Below are 18,848 nucleotides of genomic sequence, written 5' to 3'. Positions count from 1 at the left end.
CTTCTCAGCCTTGGCTCTGCCGCTCGATCCAGGCGTCGGTATTCAAGGCCTTGGCCGCGTGCAGCGCACCGACTTCTCGGTGGGGGAAGATGAAGAAGCCGTCCTCGTCGAGGCCTGCCGCGACCGCGTCCGCGACCTCCTCCGGTTCGAGGATCACGTCGAGGTCCGTGACAGCACGGGCAGCCCGGTGACCGGCTTCGACCGACGGCATCAGCAGGTCTGTCCGCACACCGAGCGGGCACAGCGCCTGAACCTTGATCCCGAGGTGTCCGTAAGTCGTGGCCAGCCACTCCGCGACCGCGACCGCCGCGCTCTTCGTCGCGGCGTAGGGCGCGTCACCCGGCAGACCCAGCAAGCCCGCGGCCGAGGCCGTGATGACGACATGCCCCTTGCGGCGCCGCGACATGCTCGGCAACAACGCGTGCGCGAGGTGGACGTGCGCGAGCACGTTCACCGACCAGGCGCGGTTCCAGATCGAAGTCGGCGCGTGCACACCCATGCCGGTAGCGATTCCCGCGTTGGAGCACAAGAGGTCGACCTCGCCGAATTCGCGTTGAGCTGTGGCGATGAGGCGCTCGGCGTCGTACCTCACACCGACGTCGGTACGAACGGCGAGAGCGCGCACACCCGCGTCGCGCAGTTGCAGGGCGACGAGTTCGGCAGCGGGCAGATCGATGTCCGAGATCACGAGGCCCCGCGGTTTGTCCTGGCCGAACCTCCTGGCGAGCGCGGCGCCGATCCCGCGCGCACCACCCGTGATGACAACGACTTTTTCCGCCAAGCTCATGGAACACCATCCACAACTCGAGCACGAAATCGGGATTGACGAACCCGCTGCGACTACCGAGCATCGAAATCGGTTGTGTCGCCGGTAATTTTGGTAGCCGAAAGCCGTCAGGCATGCGCCTGTTGGCTTCGCACTCCCCAACCGCATCCAGAAAATTCAGGTGCGCAGGTGGCGAACCACCCGACCACGTTGATCACAGGACCTTAGACGACCGAACCCCCGTACGGCGGCGCCAATTGAGCCGTTCAGGGGTAATCCCTCACCAGCCTCAATGCCGCATGGCCCAAATAACTACTCAGCGTCAGCAATGACACGGGCGAAGGCACGAGCAGGTGAATAGCGCTTCAATGCGAACACGCCGACCATAAGAAGTTTCGTCAGTACGACGAAACACGGCCGGCCTCGCCGACAACTCCACTGAGTTTCGGCGGAGTGAATCGCACGTAACGACCAGGTGCTCCTGGAGTGCTCGCACCCGCGTTCAGCCGCTCAGACTCGATCAAATCGGCCCAGCGACCCGACTCGATGCGAGCCTCGAGCGCGTGGAGTCCCGCGATCGTCTCCGACGGTTGGAACTTGCAGTGCCCGGTTCCGGCGACGTAGGCCTGCGCAAGCAGACTCTCCTGCCCCGCCGCGGCGACCTTCGCCGCGTACCAGCTCTCGTGCTCGACCGGCACGAGCTGGTCACCGACGGTGTGGATGTTCAGAGTGGGCACCCGCAGCCGCCCCGTGGGAACCGACGAGCCGGCGAGCGCGGTGATGGCCTGGAGGTCGGCCTTGATGTTCGCATCGCGGGTCAACTCCGCCAGATCCGCGTCCAGGTCGAGACCTGCCCGCCCGTACAACGCGCGGACCTGCTCGACGTGGCTGTTGCCCGCCAACAGCGCCTGGTAGTCGACGCCCACCGTGAACGAGCTGTTGCCGCCCGCCGACTGCTCGGTGTGATAGCGACCGAGGCTGATGAAACCGAGCACGTCGGCCATCGACTCGGCCTGCTGCCGCACCTGGGCCTCGTAGTCGGCAGGCTCCGGCGCGGCACCGCCGTCGTACCAGGTCGACACGTTCATGAACGCGGCCGCAAGCGCGGTCCGCGCCCGGCCCGCAGCGGTGTGCTGCGCCGCTGTCGTGGCCGCGGCCAGCGAGCTTCCCGCGGCGAACGCCTCCACCTCGTTGGCGTAGCGGACCAGTTTGACCGGTGACCCCGGCGTGAGCAGGCGCGTCAGTGCGTACAGGCCGTCGAGCTGGAAGTTGTTGAGGTTGATCGCGCCCGCGACGATGCCGCAGGTGCTCAGCGCGCCGTCGAGCCGCCCTGCGCCGTCCTCCGCTTCCAGTGCGCTGACCAGCCCGCCCATCGACATGCCCCACCCGATGACGCGCTGGGAGGTGCCTGCCTGCCGCTCAAACGCCCGCAACGAGCCGAACTGATCGCTCACGGCGGACTTCAAGGCCCACCACGACGATCCGCTGTAGGACGACCCGACCAATGCGTATCCCTTGGCCAGCAACGCCTTCGAGGTATCGCCATCGGGAGCGTTCTGTGCGAGCGGCGCACCGAACCCATGGCTGAACAGGATCGTCGTGCCGTTCCAGACGGCGGGGACGTCCGCGACCCAGCTCGCCCCATCAGGAAGCTCGCCGGTGAGGTGCCTGGCCTCGTCCGCTCCCGCCGCGGTGGCGGTGAGCCCGACCACTGTGACCGAGATGGCGACCAGTGAACTGAAACGCAACTGCCAACTACCCATGAGAATTCCTTTCGGGATCCGCACTTTGCGCCTGTCCGGCGACGGAATCCCGAAACTAGATCCAACCCGACGCGACCGCTTGAGTCATTTCCGCGATGCGCCGACCCAAAATCATCGATATGATGAACGGCCGGTCCCGCGACTCGCGCGGAACCGGCCGTTCATCGATGTTGCGGGAGAACCAGCTCAGCTCTCGTCCGCGCCCTGCGGCGTGACTACGACGGACCCGCCGGGGTGAAGCACCGGCGCGTGGATCCGGACGCAACATTTTTCTGGATGTAACAGGTCGTGTTCGTCCAGGCGGAATTGTCCCCGGCGTTGAAGTAGGGAATGAGGACCGTCTGGTCGATCAACCAGCGCCCAGGCATCACGCTGCACCCCTTCGGGTCGAGAATCGCCGTGCCACTGTACTCCCACACACCGTTCGGATCATACCCCTCGATGCGCACGTACGCCTTTTTGTAGTGTCGGGTACAGATCTCCAGCCGTACCCACTTCCCCTCCGCGTGCGCCACTCCGGGCATCACCACTCCGCCAAGCGCAGCCATGCCGAGCACAACCATCGCAACCCTGCTCTTTAAACCAGCCATGTCAGGAATCGCTGCCTTTCCTCGTCTCGCCTTTGCAAGCGAATTCTCACGCAGCGCGACGCTCACCAACTCCCGCAAAATGCGAAAATAATACCGAAACCCCTCAGGCAGATCTGCCTCTAAAATCGCGGCCTCGACGGGCGGAGCACGCGCTGAGCCACGACCTGCCTCACGCCACGGCAGCGATGAGCGCGGTGGTCTCGGACGGGAGCTCGGCGACGCGGTCCACCCGGAACCCCGCCCTCTCCAGCAACTCGGTGTACCTCTCCAGGGTGCGATGCCTGCCACCGTTGGTCATCAGCAGATGGAGGTCCCACAACGAGGGCAACATCGTGGGCTTCTCGTCCGCCACGAGGCGTTCGAGCACGACCAGCCGGCACGACGAGCCGGATATCGCCGCACGGCAGTTCTCGAACACCCCGACGACGGCGTCGTCGCTCCACCCGGCCAGCACCCTGCACAGGAAGTAGACGTCACCGCCGGGGGGAACCGCCTTCGTCATGTCCCCGGCCGTGAGCTCCACGCGGTCAAGACCGACGGAGGAGGTGAGGTTCGCCGCCGCCACCGGGATGACGTGGTCCAGATCCATCACCTTCGCCCGTGCGTCCGGCACGGCCGCGAGAATCGCCGCGGTGAGCTGACCGGGGCCGGCGCCCACGTCCACAAAGGTCTTGCCGGCCAGGTCGATCGCCACCGGCACGCGGTCGAAGAAGAGGTTGCCCGCCTTCATGGCGAGCTGGAACCGTTCGCTCGCGTCCTCGTGATGGCCGAGGTAGCTGTAGAGCGGCTCGCCGTAGGCGATCTCGAATCCGGCTGTGAGCGTGCGAATCGACTCCTCCGCATGCGCCCACGCCGTGTAGAACTCTTCACCGTAGAGCAGGCACATGTTCCGCAAGGAGTCCGGCGAGTCGGTCAGGGCAGAGCTGACAGCGGTGTTGTGGTAACCGGCGGTGCCGTCCCCGGTGAAGACCTGCACGGCCACCAGGAGGCGCATCAGCCGGTGAACGCCTTCCTCCTCAGCGCCTGTCGCCTCCGCCAGAGCCTCGTCCGTGTTCCGCCCTGCCGCCACCAGGTCCGGGATACCCATTTTCACGGCCGTGTACAGGCATTGTGCACGCCAACCGCCGGTCATGAGCTCGACCGCCTTCTGGGCGGCCGCCAAGTTCGCGTCCATTTCAGGCCTCTCCGCCGTGGTGCGCACGGCCCGTGGAGGGAGTGTCCTGTTGGAACAGAGAGACCGAACCAAAGTTCGCGATCTGCCAAAAAATCTCCCCAAAAGTCTGAGCGTTGCGCCGGACGGGTGACGGCGATGGTCTACTGACGTCCACCGTTGGGTCGCCTGCAAATGGCTCCGGAACAGCGAGGAAAGCATGTCCAGCTCGACCGATTCGGTGCTGAGCGCCCGACTCGGCTCGCACCAGAGAACCCGTCCCGTTGTCCGGCTGAGGATCAGCGCGCTGCGCCGCGGGCGAGGAGTGCGTGTCGACGGCGAGAACGCGCCGTACGTGCGGCAACTCGCCGACGTTCCTGAGAAGAGGCTGCCACCCGTTGTCGTGCACCGCAAGACGATGAACGTGGTCGACGGCCTGCATCGGTGGTGCGCGGCCGAGTTGCGCGGCGCCTCTCACATCGCCGCCGTCATGCTGGACGGCGACGACTTCGACGCCTTCATATTCGCGTTGCAGGCCAACAAAGGCCACAAGGGGCTGCCGCTGACGCGCGCGGATCTCAGGGCCGCGATCGAGCACGTCCTGTCTCAGCGTCCACAGTGGGCAGATCGACGGATCGCCGCGGTCACCGGCGTGGCAGCACGGACAGTCGCCAACGCACGGATCCGTCTCGGTGACCGCACCGAGGTGAGGGTGGGCAGCGACGGCCGGAAGCGGTCTAGGAACAGTGCCCGGCGCCGAGCACTCGTCCGGGAGTTGCTGCTGGATCAGCCGCACCTGTCGCTGCGCGCGGTGGCCAGGGAGGTGGGCGTGTCGCCGGAGACCGTCCGCGCGGTCCGCGCCGGTCTGCACGACGAGGCCCGTCTTCCGCCGCCATCTGAGGGCAAGCCGGTGCCAGCGCCCCGGGCCGAGACTCCGATGGACAACACCACCCTGCTGCACTGGCTCCACCACGACCCCGCGCTGCGCGCCAGCCAACGCGGGCGAGCCCTGCTCCGCCTCTTGCAACTCGAATCCGAGTTGCGCGCTTCCTGGACCGACTTCACAGATCACGTGCCACCGCACTGCCGGGCAGGTCTGGCGGCGTTCGCCAGGCAGAACGCGACGAGCTGGCGCTCGATGGCTGAACTGCTCGAACGCGACCTGGCTTCCTGAGACACAGACTTCCCAGACCCCACGAGGTGTTGTATGACCGGCATTCCTGCGGTTGCCGCTTACACCCTGCCCACCCACGACACCCTGCCTGAACGGCGTGTCCTGTGGGCGGTGGATCCCGCTCGCGCGGTCCTCCTGGTGCACGACATGCAACGGTACTTCCTGCGGCCGTTCCCGGCAGAAGTGACCGAACAGCTGACCGGCAACGTCGCGACGGTGCTCGAACGTTGCCGGCCAGCCGGGATGCCGATCGCCTACACCGCACAGCCCGGCTCGATGTCCGAAGAGGACAGAGGTCTCCTGAAGGACTTCTGGGGCCCTGGCATGCGGGTGGATCCGGCCGACCGCGAGATCGTCGACGGCCTGGCGCCGAGCCCCGGCGACTGGCAGCTCACCAAGTGGCGCTACAGCGCGTTTCACCGTTCGGACCTGCTGGAGCGGATGCGATCCGCCGGCCGCGACCAACTGGTGGTCTGCGGGATCTACGCGCACATCGGCGTTCTCATGACCATTGTGGACGCTTACACCCACGACATTCAGCCCTTCCTGGTGGCTGACGCGGTGGCTGACTTCTCCGAGGAGAACCACCGGATGGCGCTCGACTACGCGGCCAGGTGCTGCGCCGCCGTGGTGAGCACGAAGGAGGTTCTGGAATGAACGACTTGCTGAACACGGTGCTGGCCTCGGCGGATCAACCCTTTGCGCTCGTGCACAGGCCCCGGCCAGGCGCTCCCGAACGGTTGGAGGTGTTCGTGGGCGACGTGGCCGCCGTGCCCGCGCTCGCCGACATCCCGCAGCCCGCAGCGGATCTGCGGACCGGGCCCCAGACCTTCGTGATCATGCCTTTCCGCCAGGTGACGGAACGCGGCCTGCCGTGCGTCGACGACCAGGCACCGCTGCTGGTGATGAACGTTCGCGGGCACACCGCGGTGCCACTGGACGATGCGTTGAACCGGTTGCCCGATGACCGGATCAGGTTGTCAGCAGGGGACTTCGACGTCGATGACGACGGCTACGCCGATGTCGTCCGGCAGGTCATCGCGGACGACATCGGCGGCGGAGAGGGCGCGAACTTCGTCATCCGCCGGTCGTTCGTGGCGGAGATCGAGGACTACCGACCGGAGCTCGCGCTCGCGCTGTTCCGGCGGCTGTGTTCCCAGGAGTCCGGCTACTACTGGGCTTTCGTCCTGCACACCGGTGATCGGACGTTCGTGGGCGCCTCTCCGGAGCGACACGTGAGTCTGGAGAACAACGTCCTGACGATGAACCCCATCAGCGGCACCCACCGGTACCCGCCGGGGGGTCCCACGCTGCCGGGCCTGCTGGACTTCCTCGCTGACCACAAGGAGATCGACGAGCTCTACATGGTGCTCGACGAGGAGCTCAAGATGATGTCGCGGATCTGCGCCAAGGGAGTGCAGGTCGTGGGACCGCGGCTGAAGGAGATGGCGCGGCTGGCCCACACCGAGTACCTCATCGAGGGGCGGTGCGATCTCGACGTGCGCGAGATCTTGCGGGAGACCATGTTCGCACCGACGGTCACGGGCAGTCCGGTGGAGAACGCGTGCCGGGTGATCAGCAAGTACGAACAGCGAGGCCGCGGCTATTACAGCGGCGTCGTGGCGCTCATCGGTCACGACCGGGCAGGGCACCAGACCATGGACTCCGCCATCCTGATCCGCACCGCCGAGATCGATCGGCGAGGCCGCGTCGAGATCGGCGTCGGTGCGACGCTGGTTCGGCACTCCGACCCCGTCTCGGAGGCGGCCGAGACCAGGTTGAAAGCAGCCGCGCTGCTGTCAGCCCTCCAGGACTCTCCGGCGCGGTGGGACGACCACCCCGATGTGCGCACGGCACTACGAGCCCGCAACGCCCGGTTGGGCACGTTCTGGTTCACAGGCCGCGACAACATCACCGTCCGGGCGACGTCGCTGTCGGGAAAACGCGCGCTGGTGATCGATGCCGAGGACACCTTCACCTCGATGATCGCCTACCAGCTGCGGTCGCTGGGCCTGACCGTGGACGTCCAGCGGTACGGGGACGCGGGTCGCACCGATCTCCACGACCTCGTGGTGCTCGGACCGGGGCCGGGCAACCCGACCGACCGCGAGCACGCGAAGATCCAGCACCTGCACGACGAGACGCAGTCGCTGCTCGGCCGGCACCAGCCGTTCCTGTCGGTGTGTCTGAGCCACCAGATCCTCTGCGGCGTGCTCGGGCTCGACCTGATCCGCAGGGACGCGCCGAACCAGGGCGTCCGACGCGAGATCGACCTCTTCGGCGCGCAGCAGGTCGTCGGCTTCTACAACACCTTCGCCGCGCGCAGTCCGCACGACAAGCTGGAGCACCAGAAGTACGGGTTGGTCGAGTTCAGCAGGGACACGGCGACCGGTGAGGTCCACGCCGTCCGCGGCGACGGGTTCGCCTCGGTGCAGTTCCACCCGGAGTCGGTGCTGACATCGCACGGGCCGTTGATTCTCACGAGTCTGATCGAGGACGTGCTGGCGACGCAGGTACCACCACAGTGCGGGCCGTAGTCGCGTGGTGGGACCTGCACGGTACCGGCCAGACCGTGGCGTCCCTGCGCGAGCATCTGCGTCGCGAAGGCGCTCACGCGTGGGCCGCGATCGCCGGGCTGCACCACAAGTTCTGGATCTCTGATTCCGCCGACGAGCGGTGGGGTGCGGTCATGGTGTGGGAGAGCGCCGAAGCCGCCGAGGCGGCGCGCGAACGCGGGCTACCTCCCAACCGCGCAAGCGAGCTGATCGGCGGTCCACCGACACTGCGGCTCCTGTTCGAGGTCGAAGGGGCTGTCACCGGACTCCCCGCCAACAGCACCAGCGAGGAGCAGGGATGGCTGTGAACACAGGGCGCGTTCCCCTCGGCGCTGAGTTCTCCAGCCCTCCACCACACCCGATTCCGTTGCTGCGGGAGTGGTTCGACCTGGCCGCGGCGCGTCAGGTCCGGGAGCCGGGTGCGATGGCGCTCGCGACCGTGTCGTGGATGGGGAGCGCGTCGAGCCGGATGATCCAGCTGAGCCGGATCACTGACCAGGGGATCGCCTTCGCGACTCACACCGGCAGCCGCAAGGGGATCGAGCTCGATCAAACGAGGACCTGGGCGGGCACCTTCTACTGGCGCGAGACGAACCAGCAGATCAGCCTCTCCGGGTACTCCGAGCAGCTCGACGACACCGAAGCGGACGCGCTGTGGTCGGCGCGCCCGGTCGAGGCGAACGCGATGTCGGCCGCCACCAGGCAGAGCGAGCCGCTCACCGACGAGGTCGAGCTCCTCGGCAGAGCACGATCGCTGGCAGAAGGTGGAGATCCGGCTCGACCGGCAACCTGGATCGCCTACGAGCTGGTCGTCACGGAAGCCGAGTTCTGGCAGAGCAGCCCGGACCGGCTGTACCGGCGCCTGCGCTACGAGCTGACCGAGGAAGGCTGGATCTCGGAGCGCCTGCAACCGTGAGCGTCCGTGCGGTCAGATGCGGAACTTCCCCTCCGCGGCGATCACGGCGGAGCCGCTGACGTCCACGGTGTCAATGCCGTCCGGTCCGCCGTGGACCTCGGCACGCATGATCGAAGTGCGTCCCATCTCGACGCCCTGCCGGATCTCGATCTCCGTGCCGAAGTCGACCAGGCCGTGCCGCATCAGGTGCACGGCGAGCGGGCCGGCCGCCGACCCCGTCGCGGCGTCCTCGGACACCCCGTAGGCCGGCGAGAACATCCGGGCTCGCCAGTGGCCGTCCGCAGCGGCGAAGCAGTTGACCGCGACGTCCTCGTGCTCCGCCAACCCCTTCAGGTCCGGCCGGATCGCGGAAAGCGCCGGAACGTCGGGCAGTCCGACGAAGACGTGGCGCGGCCCGTTGCGGTAGACCTCAACAGGAAGAGTGGAAGAAGCGAGCCCCAACGCGCCGAGCAGGTGCTCGGTCTGCGCGTAGGGCTCCCACACCGGGATGGGCTGGCGCATGCGGGCGGACACCACTTTGCCGTCGACGCGGGTCAGCTCGAACGTGATCGTGCCCATCCCCGTCTCCATCGACAACCAGTCGCCGTTGGTGTACTTGCCCAGCGCGACCGCTGTCCCGAGCGTCGGGTGACCGGCGAACGGCAGTTCGTTCACCGGGGTGAAGATGCGCACCTTCACGTTGGCGCCCTGCTCCGCGGGCACAACGAACGTGGACTCGGACAGGTTCATCTCCTGCGCGATGCGCTGCATGACCTCCGACGAGAGGTCCCCTGCTCCGAAGAAGACCGCAACGGGATTGCCTTGCAGGATGGTGTCGGTGAAGACGTCGACCACGGTGTATCGGTGCACCCTCGCAACGTAGCCGGGGTCCCCGAACAGGCCCAGCACGGCGTCCAACCGCGAAGCCTTCAGTTGGACGATCTTCTTGTGACGAGGGTGGTCGAGGACCACCCCAGCAGCACCGGCGAGTCGGCGAAGATCCTCATACCGACCACGCGACCGGCAGCGAGTGGACTCCGTAGACCCCCATGTTCTCACGCATCGGCACGTCCTCCGGCTCAATGTCGAGGCGGAGGTCGGGGAACTCCTGGAACAACCTGGTGAACCCGATCCTCATCTCGATGCGGGCGAGCTGCTGACCGAGGCACTGGTGGATCCCGTGCCCGAACCCGACGTGTCCCGACGCCGGACGTCGAAGGTCGAGTGCCTCCGGGTCGCCCGGGAACCTGTCAGGATCGCGGTTCGCCGCCGGCACGTGCATGAGCATGGTGTCGCCGGCCTTGATCAGGTGGCCGTCGATCTCCACGTCCTCGGTGGCGGTGCGCAACGGTCCGAACCGGATGATCGAGAGGTACCGCATGAGCTCTTCGACGGCGTTGTCGATGACCTCGGGCTCGTTCTTGAGGATCTCGAGCTGCGCCGGGTGCCGCAGGAGGGTGAACGTGCCGAGGCCCAGCATGTTCGCCGTGGTCTCGTGCCCGGCGAGCAGGAGCAGCATCGCCATGTTGGTGGCTTCCTCGTCCGTCGGCCCGCCCGTGGCCAGCAGATCGCTGAGAATGTCGTCGCCGCCGGGGGCGGCCTTCTTGCGGGCGACCAGCTCACGCATGAACAGCTGGATCCTCGCGAGGGCTTCGAGAGTCTCCTCGGGCGATGTCTCCAGGCTCAGCATCTTCACGGTGTCGTCCTGGAAGCGGTGCCTGTCGTCGTAGTCGACTCCGAGCAACGCGCAGATCACCAGCGACGGCACCGGAAGCGCGAACTCCTCCACGAGATTCGCCCTGCCGCCCAGCGACCTCATGTGCGCCAGCCGGTCGTCGACGATCTCACCGATCCACACCGACAGCTGGTTCATCCGCCGCACCGTGAACTGCCCCTGCAACAGCTTGCGCAGCCGCGTGTGCTCCGGCGGGTCCTGCCGAAGGAACGTGCCCGGCGCGACCTTGTGCTCCGTCTTCCCGTCGGACGAAACGCGGTGGAACCGCAGATCCAGCGGGTGGTGTTTGTCCGGTCCCGTGGTGAACTTCGGGCTGCTGAGGACCTCGCGCACCTGGCGGTGGCCGGTGACGACCCAGCCGATGTGCCCGTCGGCGAACCTCAGCCTGCTGATGCGGCCCACTTCGCGGATTCGCGCGACCTCGCCTGGGCCCGGCGGGCCGAACAGGTCCTCACGCGTGAGGGGAGACTCTTCAGAGATCAGTTCAGACATCTGGTACACCTCGCAGTGCTTTCGTCAGGAACAATCGATCTTCGGGACGGCCGTCGCCCTGCCGCTCACCCGCGATCGTCAACTGATCGTGATCGCGCTCGCCGGGCACAGGCTCGCCGCTTCCTCCGCGGTGGCCTCGCAGGTGGCATCCGGGTATTCCTCCAGCAGCACGACGGTGCCATCCTCACCGTTCTGGTCGAAGAGGTCCGGGGCCGTCAGAACGCACATCCCCGAACCGCAGCACTTGGTCTGGTCGACGGAAATCCTCACGCCGACCACGCCACCGGCAGGGAGTGGACTCCGTAGACCCTCATGTCCGTGCGCATGGGCACGTCCTCCGGAGCGATGTCGAGGCGGAGGTCGGGGAACTCCTGGAACAACCTGGTGAGCCCGATCCTCATCTCGGTCCGGGCGAGCTGCTGGCCCAGGCACTGGTGGATCCCGTGCCCGAACCCGACGTGTCCCGACGCCGGACGTCGAAGGTCGAGTGCCTCCGGGTCGCCCGGGAACCTGTCAGGATCGCGGTTCGCCGCCGGCACGTGCATCAGCACGCTGTCGCCCGCCTTGATCAGGTGCCCGTCGATCTCCACGTCCTCGGTCGCGGTGCGCAAGGGCCCTATGTGGAGGATCGACAGGTACCGCATCAGTTCCTCGACGGCGTTGTCGACGACCTCAGGCTCGTTCTTGAGGATCTCGAGCTGCGCCGGGTGCCGCAACAGCGCGAACGTGCTGATGGCCAGCATGTTCGCCGTGGTCTCGTGCCCGGCGAGCAGCAGGAGCATCGCCATGTTGGCGGCTTCCTCGTCCGTCGGCTCCCCTGTGGCCAGCACACCGCTGATGATGTCGTCGACCGGATCGACCTTCTTGCGCGCGACCAGCTCGCGCATGAACTGCCTGATGCGCCCGAGCGCCTCCATTGTCTCCAGAGGCGTCGATTCGATGCTGACCATCGTCGTGGTGTCGTCCTGGAAGCGATGCCTGTCGTCGTAGTCGACCCCGAGCAACGCGCAGATCACCAGCGACGGCACCGGAAGCGCGAACTCCGTCACGAGGTCCGCCTTGCCGCCCAGCGACCTCATGTGCGCCAGCTGGTCGTCGACGATCTCACCGATCCAGACGGACAGCTGGTTCATCCGCCGCACCGTGAACTGCCCCTGCAACAGCTTGCGCAGCCGCGTGTGCTCCGGCGGGTCCTGGGCGACGAAGATCCCCGACTCGATCTTGTGGCTCTCCCCTGGCCCCCTGGCCTGGAAGCCTTCGTCGAAGAGGTGGTGCCGATGCGGTTCGGTGGTGAACTTCGGGCTCCCCAGGACCTCGCGCACCTGCTGGTGACCGGTGACGATCCAGCCGAGGTGCCCGTCGGCGAACCTCAGTCTGCTGATACGGGACTGCTCGCGGATCCGGGTGACCTCGAACGGCGGATCGAACAGCTTCTGGCGCTTGGTGGGCAGCCCGTCGGAGATCAGTTCGGTCATCTCTTTCACCCTCCGGATGTTCGCGGATCATCCTTACCTTTTCACGCTACGGAACATTCACTTCTCAATGAATTGATCTTGGGAAATCTCTGAAAGTGTTCCGAAAGTCGCGGATTGCAACCTGACATCGATCCAGCCGGGCAAACAAACCAGTACGGTTCGGAATTTGATCCGAAGAACGCGCATCGAACCTTCCGCGCACCACCAGACCGAAAGCTCCCGACCATCGTTCGAAATCGCACCGCCACACATTCCTCTTGCGCACGTTGACGCCTTCTTCTCCCCCGCTTTACGCTGCAACAGCCGAGCGACGCGGAGGAACAGGAATGACGAACGCCGTGGCTTACGAGCGGGAAATGGAAATCCTCCGCCTGCTCGACATCGAGCCGTCGGTGTCGGTCACCGGCCTCAGCGCGTTGTTCGGCATTTCACCGGTGACCATCCGCAAGGATCTCGACACCCTCGAACGACGTCGGCTGGTGCGCCGCGTGCGGGGCGGCGCCGTCCGGGCGGACAGCAGCGACGAAGGCGCGTTCGAGGTACGTCTCCGGCACCGGGCCGAGGCGAAGCGCGCCATCGCCCGCGAAGCGGCCCGGCTGGTACGAGACGGCGACGCGATCGCGCTGGACTGCAGCACGACCTGTTACTACCTCGCGGACCTGCTCCGCGCCCGCCAGGGCCTGGTCGTGGTCACCAACGGGCTGCGCGCCGCCGAGGTGCTCAGAGACACCGCGACGGTCATCGTCACCGGCGGCACTCTGCGGCCGTCGTCGTGGTCACTGGTCGGAGACCACTTGGAGCTCCCGATCCGCGGCGGCACCCTCACCCGCGGATTCTTCGGCGTCCGGTCGCTGTCCCGCGAGCACGGGCTGATGGAGCTCAGCAGCGAAGAGGGCGCGGCCAAACGCCGGATCGCGAGCGCCTGCCGTGACGTCCACGCGCTGTTCGACTCGTCGAAGGTCGACCGGTTCGCGCTCTTCCCGTTCGTGCCCGTGGACCGGGTCACCGGGTTGTTCACCGACATAGGCTTCACCGACGCACAGGCAGCCGAGTGGAGCCACGCGGGAATCGAGGTGCGGCGCGTCACCACCGCTCCGCAGAGCTGATCACGTCGTCCCCAAGCCGTTCCGGCACCGCAGAGGAGAAGTGTTCCACCGTGGAAGAGCGCATTCTCGGACGTACCGGCAAGCAGGTCGGCGTGGTCGGGCTGGGCGCCTGGCAGCTGGGTGCCGACAGGGGCGATGTGCACGAGGATCTGGCCCTGGAGGCGTTGTCGGCTGCCGTCGACGCCGGGGTGACGTTCATCGACACCGCGGACGCGTACGGCGACGGACGCAGCGAACAGGTGATCGGCCGGTTCCTCAAGTCTCGCAGCAACGCGGCGATCACCGTCGCCACCAAGATGGGCCGGCGCGTCACGCCTCAGGACCCGGCGATCTACGCGCTCGACAACTTCCGCAAGTGGACGGACAGGTCCCGCGCCAACCTCGGTGTGGACACCCTGGACCTCGTCCAGCTGCACTGCCCGCCGAGCGCCGTCTACTCCACCGACGAAGTCTTCGACTCACTCGACACCCTGGTCGAGGAGGAACGCGTCGCGGCGTACGGGGTCAGCGTGGAGACCCGCTCCGAGGCACTCGCCGCCATCGCGCGGCCGAACGTCGCGACCGTGCAGATCATCCTGAACGTGTTGCGGCTGGGGCCGCTGGCCGAGGTCCTTCCCGCCGCGCGCGAGGCCGGCGTGGGCATCATCGCCCGCGTGCCACTGGCGAGCGGCCTGTTGTCGGGACGCTACGACGTGAAAACCGCCTTCGCGGAGAACGACCACCGCACGTTCAACCGGCGGGGTGAGGCGTTCGACATCGGTGAGACGTTCTCCGGTGTGGACCTCTGCCGCGGGCTGGCAGCGGTGAGACTGCTCGCTCCCCTGGTTCCCGCCGGAGCGACGATGGTGCAGTTCGCCCTGCGCTGGATCATCGACCAGCCTGGTGTGTCGGTGGTGATCCCGGGCACCCGCAACCCCGAGCAGGCACGGGGAAACGCCGCCGCCGCAGAGCTCTCCCCGTTGACGGGCAACGCCCTGGCGACCGTGCGCGCCGTGTACGACGAGCTCATCGCTCCCCAGGTGGCCGACCGGTGGTGAGGAAGCCGGACTCACTCGACGGTCTGCTTTCTCAACGACGAGAGCCGGATTCATGAAGCACAAGCACGGCATTCGACGTTTGCTCACCGCAACGCTCGCGGCGGCACTCGCCGCTGCCGGCATGGGCGCGGCCCCCGCACCGCAGGCAGCGGCGGCGGCCTACGCCGGCTACCTCTTCGTCCACTTCAGAGGCGAAGGACTGGCCAACAGCGAACAGATCTACTACTCGCTCAGCAAGGGCAACGACCCGCTGAACTACACGCAGCAGAACGGCGGAAAGCCGGTGCTCGCGTCCACTGTCGGAACCAAGGGTGTGCGGGACCCGTTCATCGTCCGCTCACCGCAGGGCGACAGGTTCTTCCTGATCGGCACCGACCAGCGCCAGTACGGCAGCAGCGACTGGGACACCCCACAACGCAAGGGCAGCAAGAGCATCGTGGTGTGGGAGTCCACCGACCTGGTGCGGTGGACGAACCAGCGGCTCGTGAAAGTCGCGCCGGACACCGCCGGCAACGTGTGGGCACCGGAAGCCACCTACGACGCCGTGCAGGGCAAGTACGTCGTCTACTGGGCCTCGAAGATCTACGCCGCCAATGACCCCGACCACACCGGCACCACCCACAACCGGATGCTGTACGCCACCACGAGCGACTTCAGGACGTTCAGCGCGGCGAAGACGTGGAAGGACCCAGGCTACTCGGTGATCGACTCGACGGTCATCAAGAACGGCAACACCTACTACCGCTACAGCAAGGACGAACGCGACCCGAGCTCCTCCTCGCCGTGCGCCAAGTACGTCCTCGCGGAGAAGTCCACATTCCTCCTCAACACCGGCTTCGGCTTCGTCTCCGACTGCATCGGCAAGGGAACGATCAGCCGCGGCGAAGGCCCGCTGGTGTTCAAGTCGAACAGCGAGAACAAGTGGTACCTGTTCATCGACGAGTACAGCGGCCGTGGCTACGTACCGTTCGAAACGAGCGACCTCAACTCCGGCAGGTGGATCGCGTCAGCGAACTACTCGCTTCCCGGCTCACCACGCCACGGCACCGTGCTGCCGGTGACCCGGGCCGAGTATGACCGGCTCACGAGGCAGTTCGGCTGATCCTGCCGCGAGGGTCCGGACGTCATCCCATCTGGTCCTGCGTCCGGGAGGCCGTGACGAAGTGCGGGCGCCCTGTCAACGGGTGCGGCACCACCGCGCTCACCACGCCGAAGACCTCGGCCACCCGTTCCGGCACCAGCACTTCGGCAGGTGTGCCGCGGACGACCACGCGACCTTCGTGCACCAGGACCAGATGATCGCAGTACGTCGTGGCGTGGTCGAGATCGTGCAGCGCGGCGACGGTGGTGAGTCCAAGATGCCGGACCAGGTCCAGGAGTTCGAGCTGGGCGCCGATGTCGAGGTGGTTGGTGGGCTCGTCGAGCAGGAGGACGGGTGCCTGCTGGGTGAGGGCTCTCGCGACGAGCACGCGTTGTCGTTCGCCACCGGACAAAGTCGCGAACGCGCGGTCTGCGGCCCACTCCATTCGGACGCGGGTCAGTGCGCGGGCGACGATCGCGCGGTCGGCGCCAGTTTCCCTGTCCAGCAGGCGTTTGTGCGGAAGACGGCCCATCGCCACGACCTCGAGCACCGAGTAGTCGTTGTCGAGGTCGTGATCCTGGGCGACGACGGCGGTGCGCAGACCGGCACGTCGAGCACTGGAGCACCACACATCGTCCTGTCCGATGTAGACGGTTCCCGCGCTGGGCCTGAGGGCACGGTAGAGGCAGCGCAGCAGGGTGCTCTTGCCGGAGCCGTTGGGCCCGATGATGCCGGTGACGCGTCCTGGTTCGGCGACGAGGTCGGCACCGTCGACGATGACGGTGTCGGCAATACGGACCTGGACACCCTCGACCACGACCTTCATCGCCACACCTTCTTCCTGTTGCGCAGCAGCACCAGGAAGAACGGTGCTCCCAGGGCGGCGGTGAAGATGCCGATGGGCATCTCGTTCGGGCGGTCGACCGTGCGGGTGACGAGGTCCACCAGGACGAGGAACACCGCTCCGGTCAGCAACGACACCGGCAGCAGCTTGCGGTGGTCCGGTCCCACGACCAGGCGCACGGCGTGGGGCACGATCAGGCCGACGAAGCCGATGCCGCCCGCGACGCTGACCACGGTGGCCGTCAGCAGCGATGACGCGACGAGCAACTGGATCCGCAGCAGGTGAACGTTCACGCCCAGTCCCGCCGCGGTGTCGTCGCCCACGGACAAAGCGTTCATCGAACGCCCTTGAGCGATCAGCCAGACAGCGGTCAGGCCCACGGCGACCGCCGGCACGCCGAGATCGGCCCACTTCGCGCCGGAGACCGAGCCCAGCAACCAGAACATGACGCGCCGCACTTCAGCAGGACCTGCTTGCAGCTGAACGTAGCTGGTGGCGGCGTTGCCCAATGCGGCGACGGCGACCCCGGCCAGCACAAGACCGCTGCCGAGCAGGCGTCCGCCGCGCTGTGCCATGACGAACACGATCGCGAGGCTGATCAGCGACCCCGCGAACGCCGCACCGGCGACACCAAGGCTCGCCATGACGATGCCACCAGTGGTGAGCGCGACAACCGCGCCCAGGGACGCGCCGGCGGAGACGCCGAAGAGGTACGGGTCGGCCAGCGGGTTGCGCACCAACGTTTGCAGACACACGCCGGCGAGGCTGAGTCCCGCTCCGGCCAGGGCGGCGAGCAGGACGCGCGGTGTGCGGAAGTCCCAGACGATCTGATCTGTCAACGGATCCAGGCCCGCCGTACCGGAGAACAGGTGCGCGAGCACGATCTCCGCCACCCGTCCCACCGGCACGTCGACGGTGCCGATGCCGATGGCGAACGCGATCGAGAACACCAATGCCGCAGCGAGGCCCACGAGCAGAATCACGCAGCGGGCGCCGGCGACGAGATGCGGGCTACTGCTTGCCGTGCGCGGCATCGGCGATCTTCTCCACAGCGACGGTGTTGAGCGGACCGAGGTAGAAGCTGTCCGACACCGACGTGTACGTCCTGGTCTTCGAGGCCTCCCACTGCGGGAACTTCGCGAAGAGGTCGGCGGCGAGCTTGTCGGCGTTCTCGTTCTCCTGGAACAACCCGATCACCAGCACGTCGACCTTCGCGGCGGCGAGCGCTTCGGCGTTGATCTCGGCGAGTTCGGCGCTCGTCGAGCCCGCGAACGCGTTCACGCCACCGGCACGGCCGACGATGTCGTCGTAGATACCGCCAGCGAACACGGCCGGGAGGCCGTTGCTGTTCATCATCGCCATACCGGGGTAGGTGACGAGCACGTTCTTCGGCTGCTTGCCCGAGACCCGTTGCTTGATCTGCTCGATCTTCGCTCGCGCCTGGTTCACGTGGTCGACCGCGCGCCGTTGCACGTCGAAGATCTGGCCCAGCTGCAGAAGAAGCTCGAACGACGACTCGATCGACTGGGTCTTCAGGCGATCTTGGTCCGCAGGGCTCGCCACGGGATCCCCGAACGCGCAGTTGACCGGGGTGACGTAGCTGGTGACGCCGGCCTGCGCGAGCTGATCCCTGGTGACGGAACCGATCTTGTCGTCGAACCCGCCCGCCCAGGTGGAGATCACGAGATCGGGCTTGAGCGCGAGCACCTGTTCCCGGGGCACCTCGAAGTTGTCGTTGAGCTTCAGGCCCGCGGTGGGCACTCTCCTGATCTCGGCGACCATCGACGGATCGTCGGACACGCCGTAGGACTGGCTGTTGGCCAGGATCCGATCCTGGATGCCGAGTGCCACGAAACTCTCGACCTCCGCGACGGAGGTGCCGTTGAGCAGCAGCACCTTGCCCGGCGCCTGGTCGAACCTGAGCTCGCGGCCGCAGTTCTCGATGGTGAGCGGGTAGACCGTCGGCGCGGCGGTCGCCGTCACCGAGACACCTGCGGAAGCTGGTGAGCCAGTGCCGGAACTCGCTGTGCCGCAGGCACTCGCTGTCAGGAGAACCGCGGTGAGGGCCAGTACGTCCCGCGGGCGGATCCACGACAGCAGGTAGGTGTTCACGTCTCACTAGTCGGTTGAGGCGTCGACAAGTTCCGCGCTCGCCACATGGAACACACGGTGTCCCTTGTCACAC

The 18,848-nt window shown here is 66.8% G+C and carries 19 protein-coding genes; 8 read left to right on the top strand and 11 right to left on the bottom strand.

Features of this window, described 5'->3' with window-relative positions; genetic code table 11:
* Positions 1-4: 4 nt before the first annotated feature.
* The 4 genes from JNUCC0626_RS47770 to JNUCC0626_RS47755 form a co-directional block, all read right to left on the bottom strand.
* A complete protein-coding gene (locus tag JNUCC0626_RS47770; RefSeq protein ID WP_394617226.1) occupies positions 5-787 on the bottom strand; it encodes an SDR family oxidoreductase in 783 nt (260 codons plus the stop codon).
* A gap of 377 nt (positions 788-1,164) precedes the next feature.
* Positions 1,165-2,529 carry an alpha/beta hydrolase gene (locus tag JNUCC0626_RS47765; RefSeq protein WP_394617225.1) on the bottom strand — a complete coding sequence of 455 codons (1,365 nt, stop codon included), beginning with the start codon at positions 2,527-2,529 and terminating at the stop codon, positions 1,165-1,167.
* A 215-nt stretch (positions 2,530-2,744) separates the two neighbouring features.
* Complete coding sequence (locus JNUCC0626_RS47760) at positions 2,745-3,185, bottom strand: hypothetical protein (RefSeq protein ID WP_394617224.1); 441 nt, start codon at positions 3,183-3,185, stop codon at positions 2,745-2,747.
* A gap of 103 nt (positions 3,186-3,288) precedes the next feature.
* Complete coding sequence (locus JNUCC0626_RS47755; protein WP_394617223.1) at positions 3,289-4,293, bottom strand: methyltransferase; 1,005 nt, start codon at positions 4,291-4,293, stop codon at positions 3,289-3,291.
* Positions 4,294-4,489: 196 nt separating this feature from the next.
* Between JNUCC0626_RS47755 and JNUCC0626_RS47750 the strand changes: the two genes are divergently transcribed.
* From JNUCC0626_RS47750 to JNUCC0626_RS47730, 5 genes are read left to right on the top strand one after another with little or no spacing between them, the layout of a single operon-like run.
* Complete coding sequence (locus tag JNUCC0626_RS47750; RefSeq protein WP_394617222.1) at positions 4,490-5,443, top strand: ParB/RepB/Spo0J family partition protein; 954 nt, start codon at positions 4,490-4,492, stop codon at positions 5,441-5,443.
* A gap of 33 nt (positions 5,444-5,476) precedes the next feature.
* Positions 5,477-6,100, top strand: coding sequence for an isochorismatase family protein (locus JNUCC0626_RS47745; RefSeq protein ID WP_394617221.1), 624 nt, complete (start codon positions 5,477-5,479; stop codon positions 6,098-6,100).
* The gene (locus JNUCC0626_RS47740) at positions 6,097-7,980 is read left to right on the top strand and encodes an anthranilate synthase family protein (RefSeq protein WP_394617220.1); all 1,884 of its coding nucleotides are present in this window, start codon (positions 6,097-6,099) and stop codon (positions 7,978-7,980) included. Before JNUCC0626_RS47745 ends, JNUCC0626_RS47740 begins: the two co-directional genes overlap by 4 nt.
* On the top strand, positions 7,968-8,306 hold the full coding sequence (locus tag JNUCC0626_RS47735; protein ID WP_394617219.1) for a hypothetical protein: 339 nt from the start codon (positions 7,968-7,970) through the stop codon (positions 8,304-8,306). The genes JNUCC0626_RS47740 and JNUCC0626_RS47735 overlap by 13 nt, the downstream gene beginning before the upstream one ends.
* Complete coding sequence (locus JNUCC0626_RS47730) at positions 8,297-8,914, top strand: pyridoxal 5'-phosphate synthase (protein ID WP_394617218.1); 618 nt, start codon at positions 8,297-8,299, stop codon at positions 8,912-8,914. Before JNUCC0626_RS47735 ends, JNUCC0626_RS47730 begins: the two co-directional genes overlap by 10 nt.
* Positions 8,915-8,926: 12 nt before the next feature.
* Here the strand turns inward: JNUCC0626_RS47730 and JNUCC0626_RS47725 are convergent, their stop codons facing one another.
* The 4 genes from JNUCC0626_RS47725 to JNUCC0626_RS47710 form a co-directional block, all read right to left on the bottom strand.
* The gene (locus JNUCC0626_RS47725) at positions 8,927-9,763 is read right to left on the bottom strand and encodes a PhzF family phenazine biosynthesis protein (protein ID WP_394617217.1); all 837 of its coding nucleotides are present in this window, start codon (positions 9,761-9,763) and stop codon (positions 8,927-8,929) included.
* Positions 9,764-9,896: 133 nt separating this feature from the next.
* Positions 9,897-11,120: a cytochrome P450 gene (locus tag JNUCC0626_RS47720; protein WP_394617216.1), complete on the bottom strand. Its 1,224-nt coding sequence runs from the start codon at positions 11,118-11,120 to the stop codon at positions 9,897-9,899.
* 78 nt (positions 11,121-11,198) lie between these two features.
* Positions 11,199-11,390, bottom strand: coding sequence for a ferredoxin (locus JNUCC0626_RS47715; protein ID WP_394617215.1), 192 nt, complete (start codon positions 11,388-11,390; stop codon positions 11,199-11,201).
* On the bottom strand, positions 11,387-12,595 hold the full coding sequence (locus JNUCC0626_RS47710) for a cytochrome P450 (protein WP_394617214.1): 1,209 nt from the start codon (positions 12,593-12,595) through the stop codon (positions 11,387-11,389). Before JNUCC0626_RS47710 ends, JNUCC0626_RS47715 begins: the two co-directional genes overlap by 4 nt.
* A 326-nt stretch (positions 12,596-12,921) precedes the next feature.
* Here JNUCC0626_RS47710 and JNUCC0626_RS47705 point away from each other — a divergent pair, with 326 nt between their 5' ends.
* From JNUCC0626_RS47705 to JNUCC0626_RS47695, 3 genes are read left to right on the top strand one after another with little or no spacing between them, the layout of a single operon-like run.
* A complete protein-coding gene (locus JNUCC0626_RS47705; protein ID WP_394617213.1) occupies positions 12,922-13,701 on the top strand; it encodes a DeoR/GlpR family DNA-binding transcription regulator in 780 nt (259 codons plus the stop codon).
* 50 nt (positions 13,702-13,751) lie between these two features.
* Positions 13,752-14,738, top strand: coding sequence for an aldo/keto reductase (locus JNUCC0626_RS47700; RefSeq protein ID WP_394617212.1), 987 nt, complete (start codon positions 13,752-13,754; stop codon positions 14,736-14,738).
* Positions 14,739-14,790: 52 nt separating this feature from the next.
* Entirely contained in the window at positions 14,791-15,840 is a 1,050-nt protein-coding gene (locus JNUCC0626_RS47695) for a glycoside hydrolase family 43 protein (RefSeq protein WP_394617211.1), read from the top strand.
* 22 nt (positions 15,841-15,862) lie between these two features.
* Here JNUCC0626_RS47695 and JNUCC0626_RS47690 read toward each other — a convergent pair whose 3' ends face one another.
* From JNUCC0626_RS47690 to JNUCC0626_RS47680, 3 genes are read right to left on the bottom strand one after another with little or no spacing between them, the layout of a single operon-like run.
* Entirely contained in the window at positions 15,863-16,645 is a 783-nt protein-coding gene (locus JNUCC0626_RS47690; RefSeq protein WP_394617210.1) for an ABC transporter ATP-binding protein, read from the bottom strand.
* Positions 16,642-17,697, bottom strand: coding sequence for a FecCD family ABC transporter permease (locus JNUCC0626_RS47685; RefSeq protein ID WP_394617209.1), 1,056 nt, complete (start codon positions 17,695-17,697; stop codon positions 16,642-16,644). Before JNUCC0626_RS47685 ends, JNUCC0626_RS47690 begins: the two co-directional genes overlap by 4 nt.
* A complete protein-coding gene (locus JNUCC0626_RS47680; protein WP_394617208.1) occupies positions 17,675-18,646 on the bottom strand; it encodes an ABC transporter substrate-binding protein in 972 nt (323 codons plus the stop codon). The genes JNUCC0626_RS47685 and JNUCC0626_RS47680 overlap by 23 nt, the downstream gene beginning before the upstream one ends.
* Between the last annotated feature and the right edge of the window lie 202 nt (positions 18,647-18,848).

The sequence above is a fragment of the Lentzea sp. JNUCC 0626 genome (genome assembly GCF_043632865.1).
Lineage (GTDB): Bacteria > Actinomycetota > Actinomycetes > Mycobacteriales > Pseudonocardiaceae > Lentzea.
The sequence above is the reverse complement of the archived record's forward strand: the minus strand, read 5'-3'. Positions and strand labels throughout refer to the sequence as shown.

Coding starts and splice junctions, on each gene's coding strand:
- JNUCC0626_RS47750 (WP_394617222.1), top strand. CDS start 4,490: ATGTCCAGCTCGACCGATTCGGTGCTGAGCGCCCGACTCGGCTCGCAC.
- JNUCC0626_RS47730 (WP_394617218.1), top strand. CDS start 8,297: ATGGCTGTGAACACAGGGCGCGTTCCCCTCGGCGCTGAGTTCTCCAGC.
- JNUCC0626_RS47765 (WP_394617225.1), bottom strand. CDS start 2,529: ATGGGTAGTTGGCAGTTGCGTTTCAGTTCACTGGTCGCCATCTCGGTC.
- JNUCC0626_RS47770 (WP_394617226.1), bottom strand. CDS start 787: ATGAGCTTGGCGGAAAAAGTCGTTGTCATCACGGGTGGTGCGCGCGGG.
- JNUCC0626_RS47690 (WP_394617210.1), bottom strand. CDS start 16,645: ATGAAGGTCGTGGTCGAGGGTGTCCAGGTCCGTATTGCCGACACCGTC.
- JNUCC0626_RS47740 (WP_394617220.1), top strand. CDS start 6,097: ATGAACGACTTGCTGAACACGGTGCTGGCCTCGGCGGATCAACCCTTT.
- JNUCC0626_RS47685 (WP_394617209.1), bottom strand. CDS start 17,697: ATGCCGCGCACGGCAAGCAGTAGCCCGCATCTCGTCGCCGGCGCCCGC.
- JNUCC0626_RS47710 (WP_394617214.1), bottom strand. CDS start 12,595: ATGACCGAACTGATCTCCGACGGGCTGCCCACCAAGCGCCAGAAGCTG.
- JNUCC0626_RS47695 (WP_394617211.1), top strand. CDS start 14,791: ATGAAGCACAAGCACGGCATTCGACGTTTGCTCACCGCAACGCTCGCG.
- JNUCC0626_RS47745 (WP_394617221.1), top strand. CDS start 5,477: ATGACCGGCATTCCTGCGGTTGCCGCTTACACCCTGCCCACCCACGAC.
- JNUCC0626_RS47755 (WP_394617223.1), bottom strand. CDS start 4,293: ATGGACGCGAACTTGGCGGCCGCCCAGAAGGCGGTCGAGCTCATGACC.
- JNUCC0626_RS47705 (WP_394617213.1), top strand. CDS start 12,922: ATGACGAACGCCGTGGCTTACGAGCGGGAAATGGAAATCCTCCGCCTG.
- JNUCC0626_RS47720 (WP_394617216.1), bottom strand. CDS start 11,120: ATGTCTGAACTGATCTCTGAAGAGTCTCCCCTCACGCGTGAGGACCTG.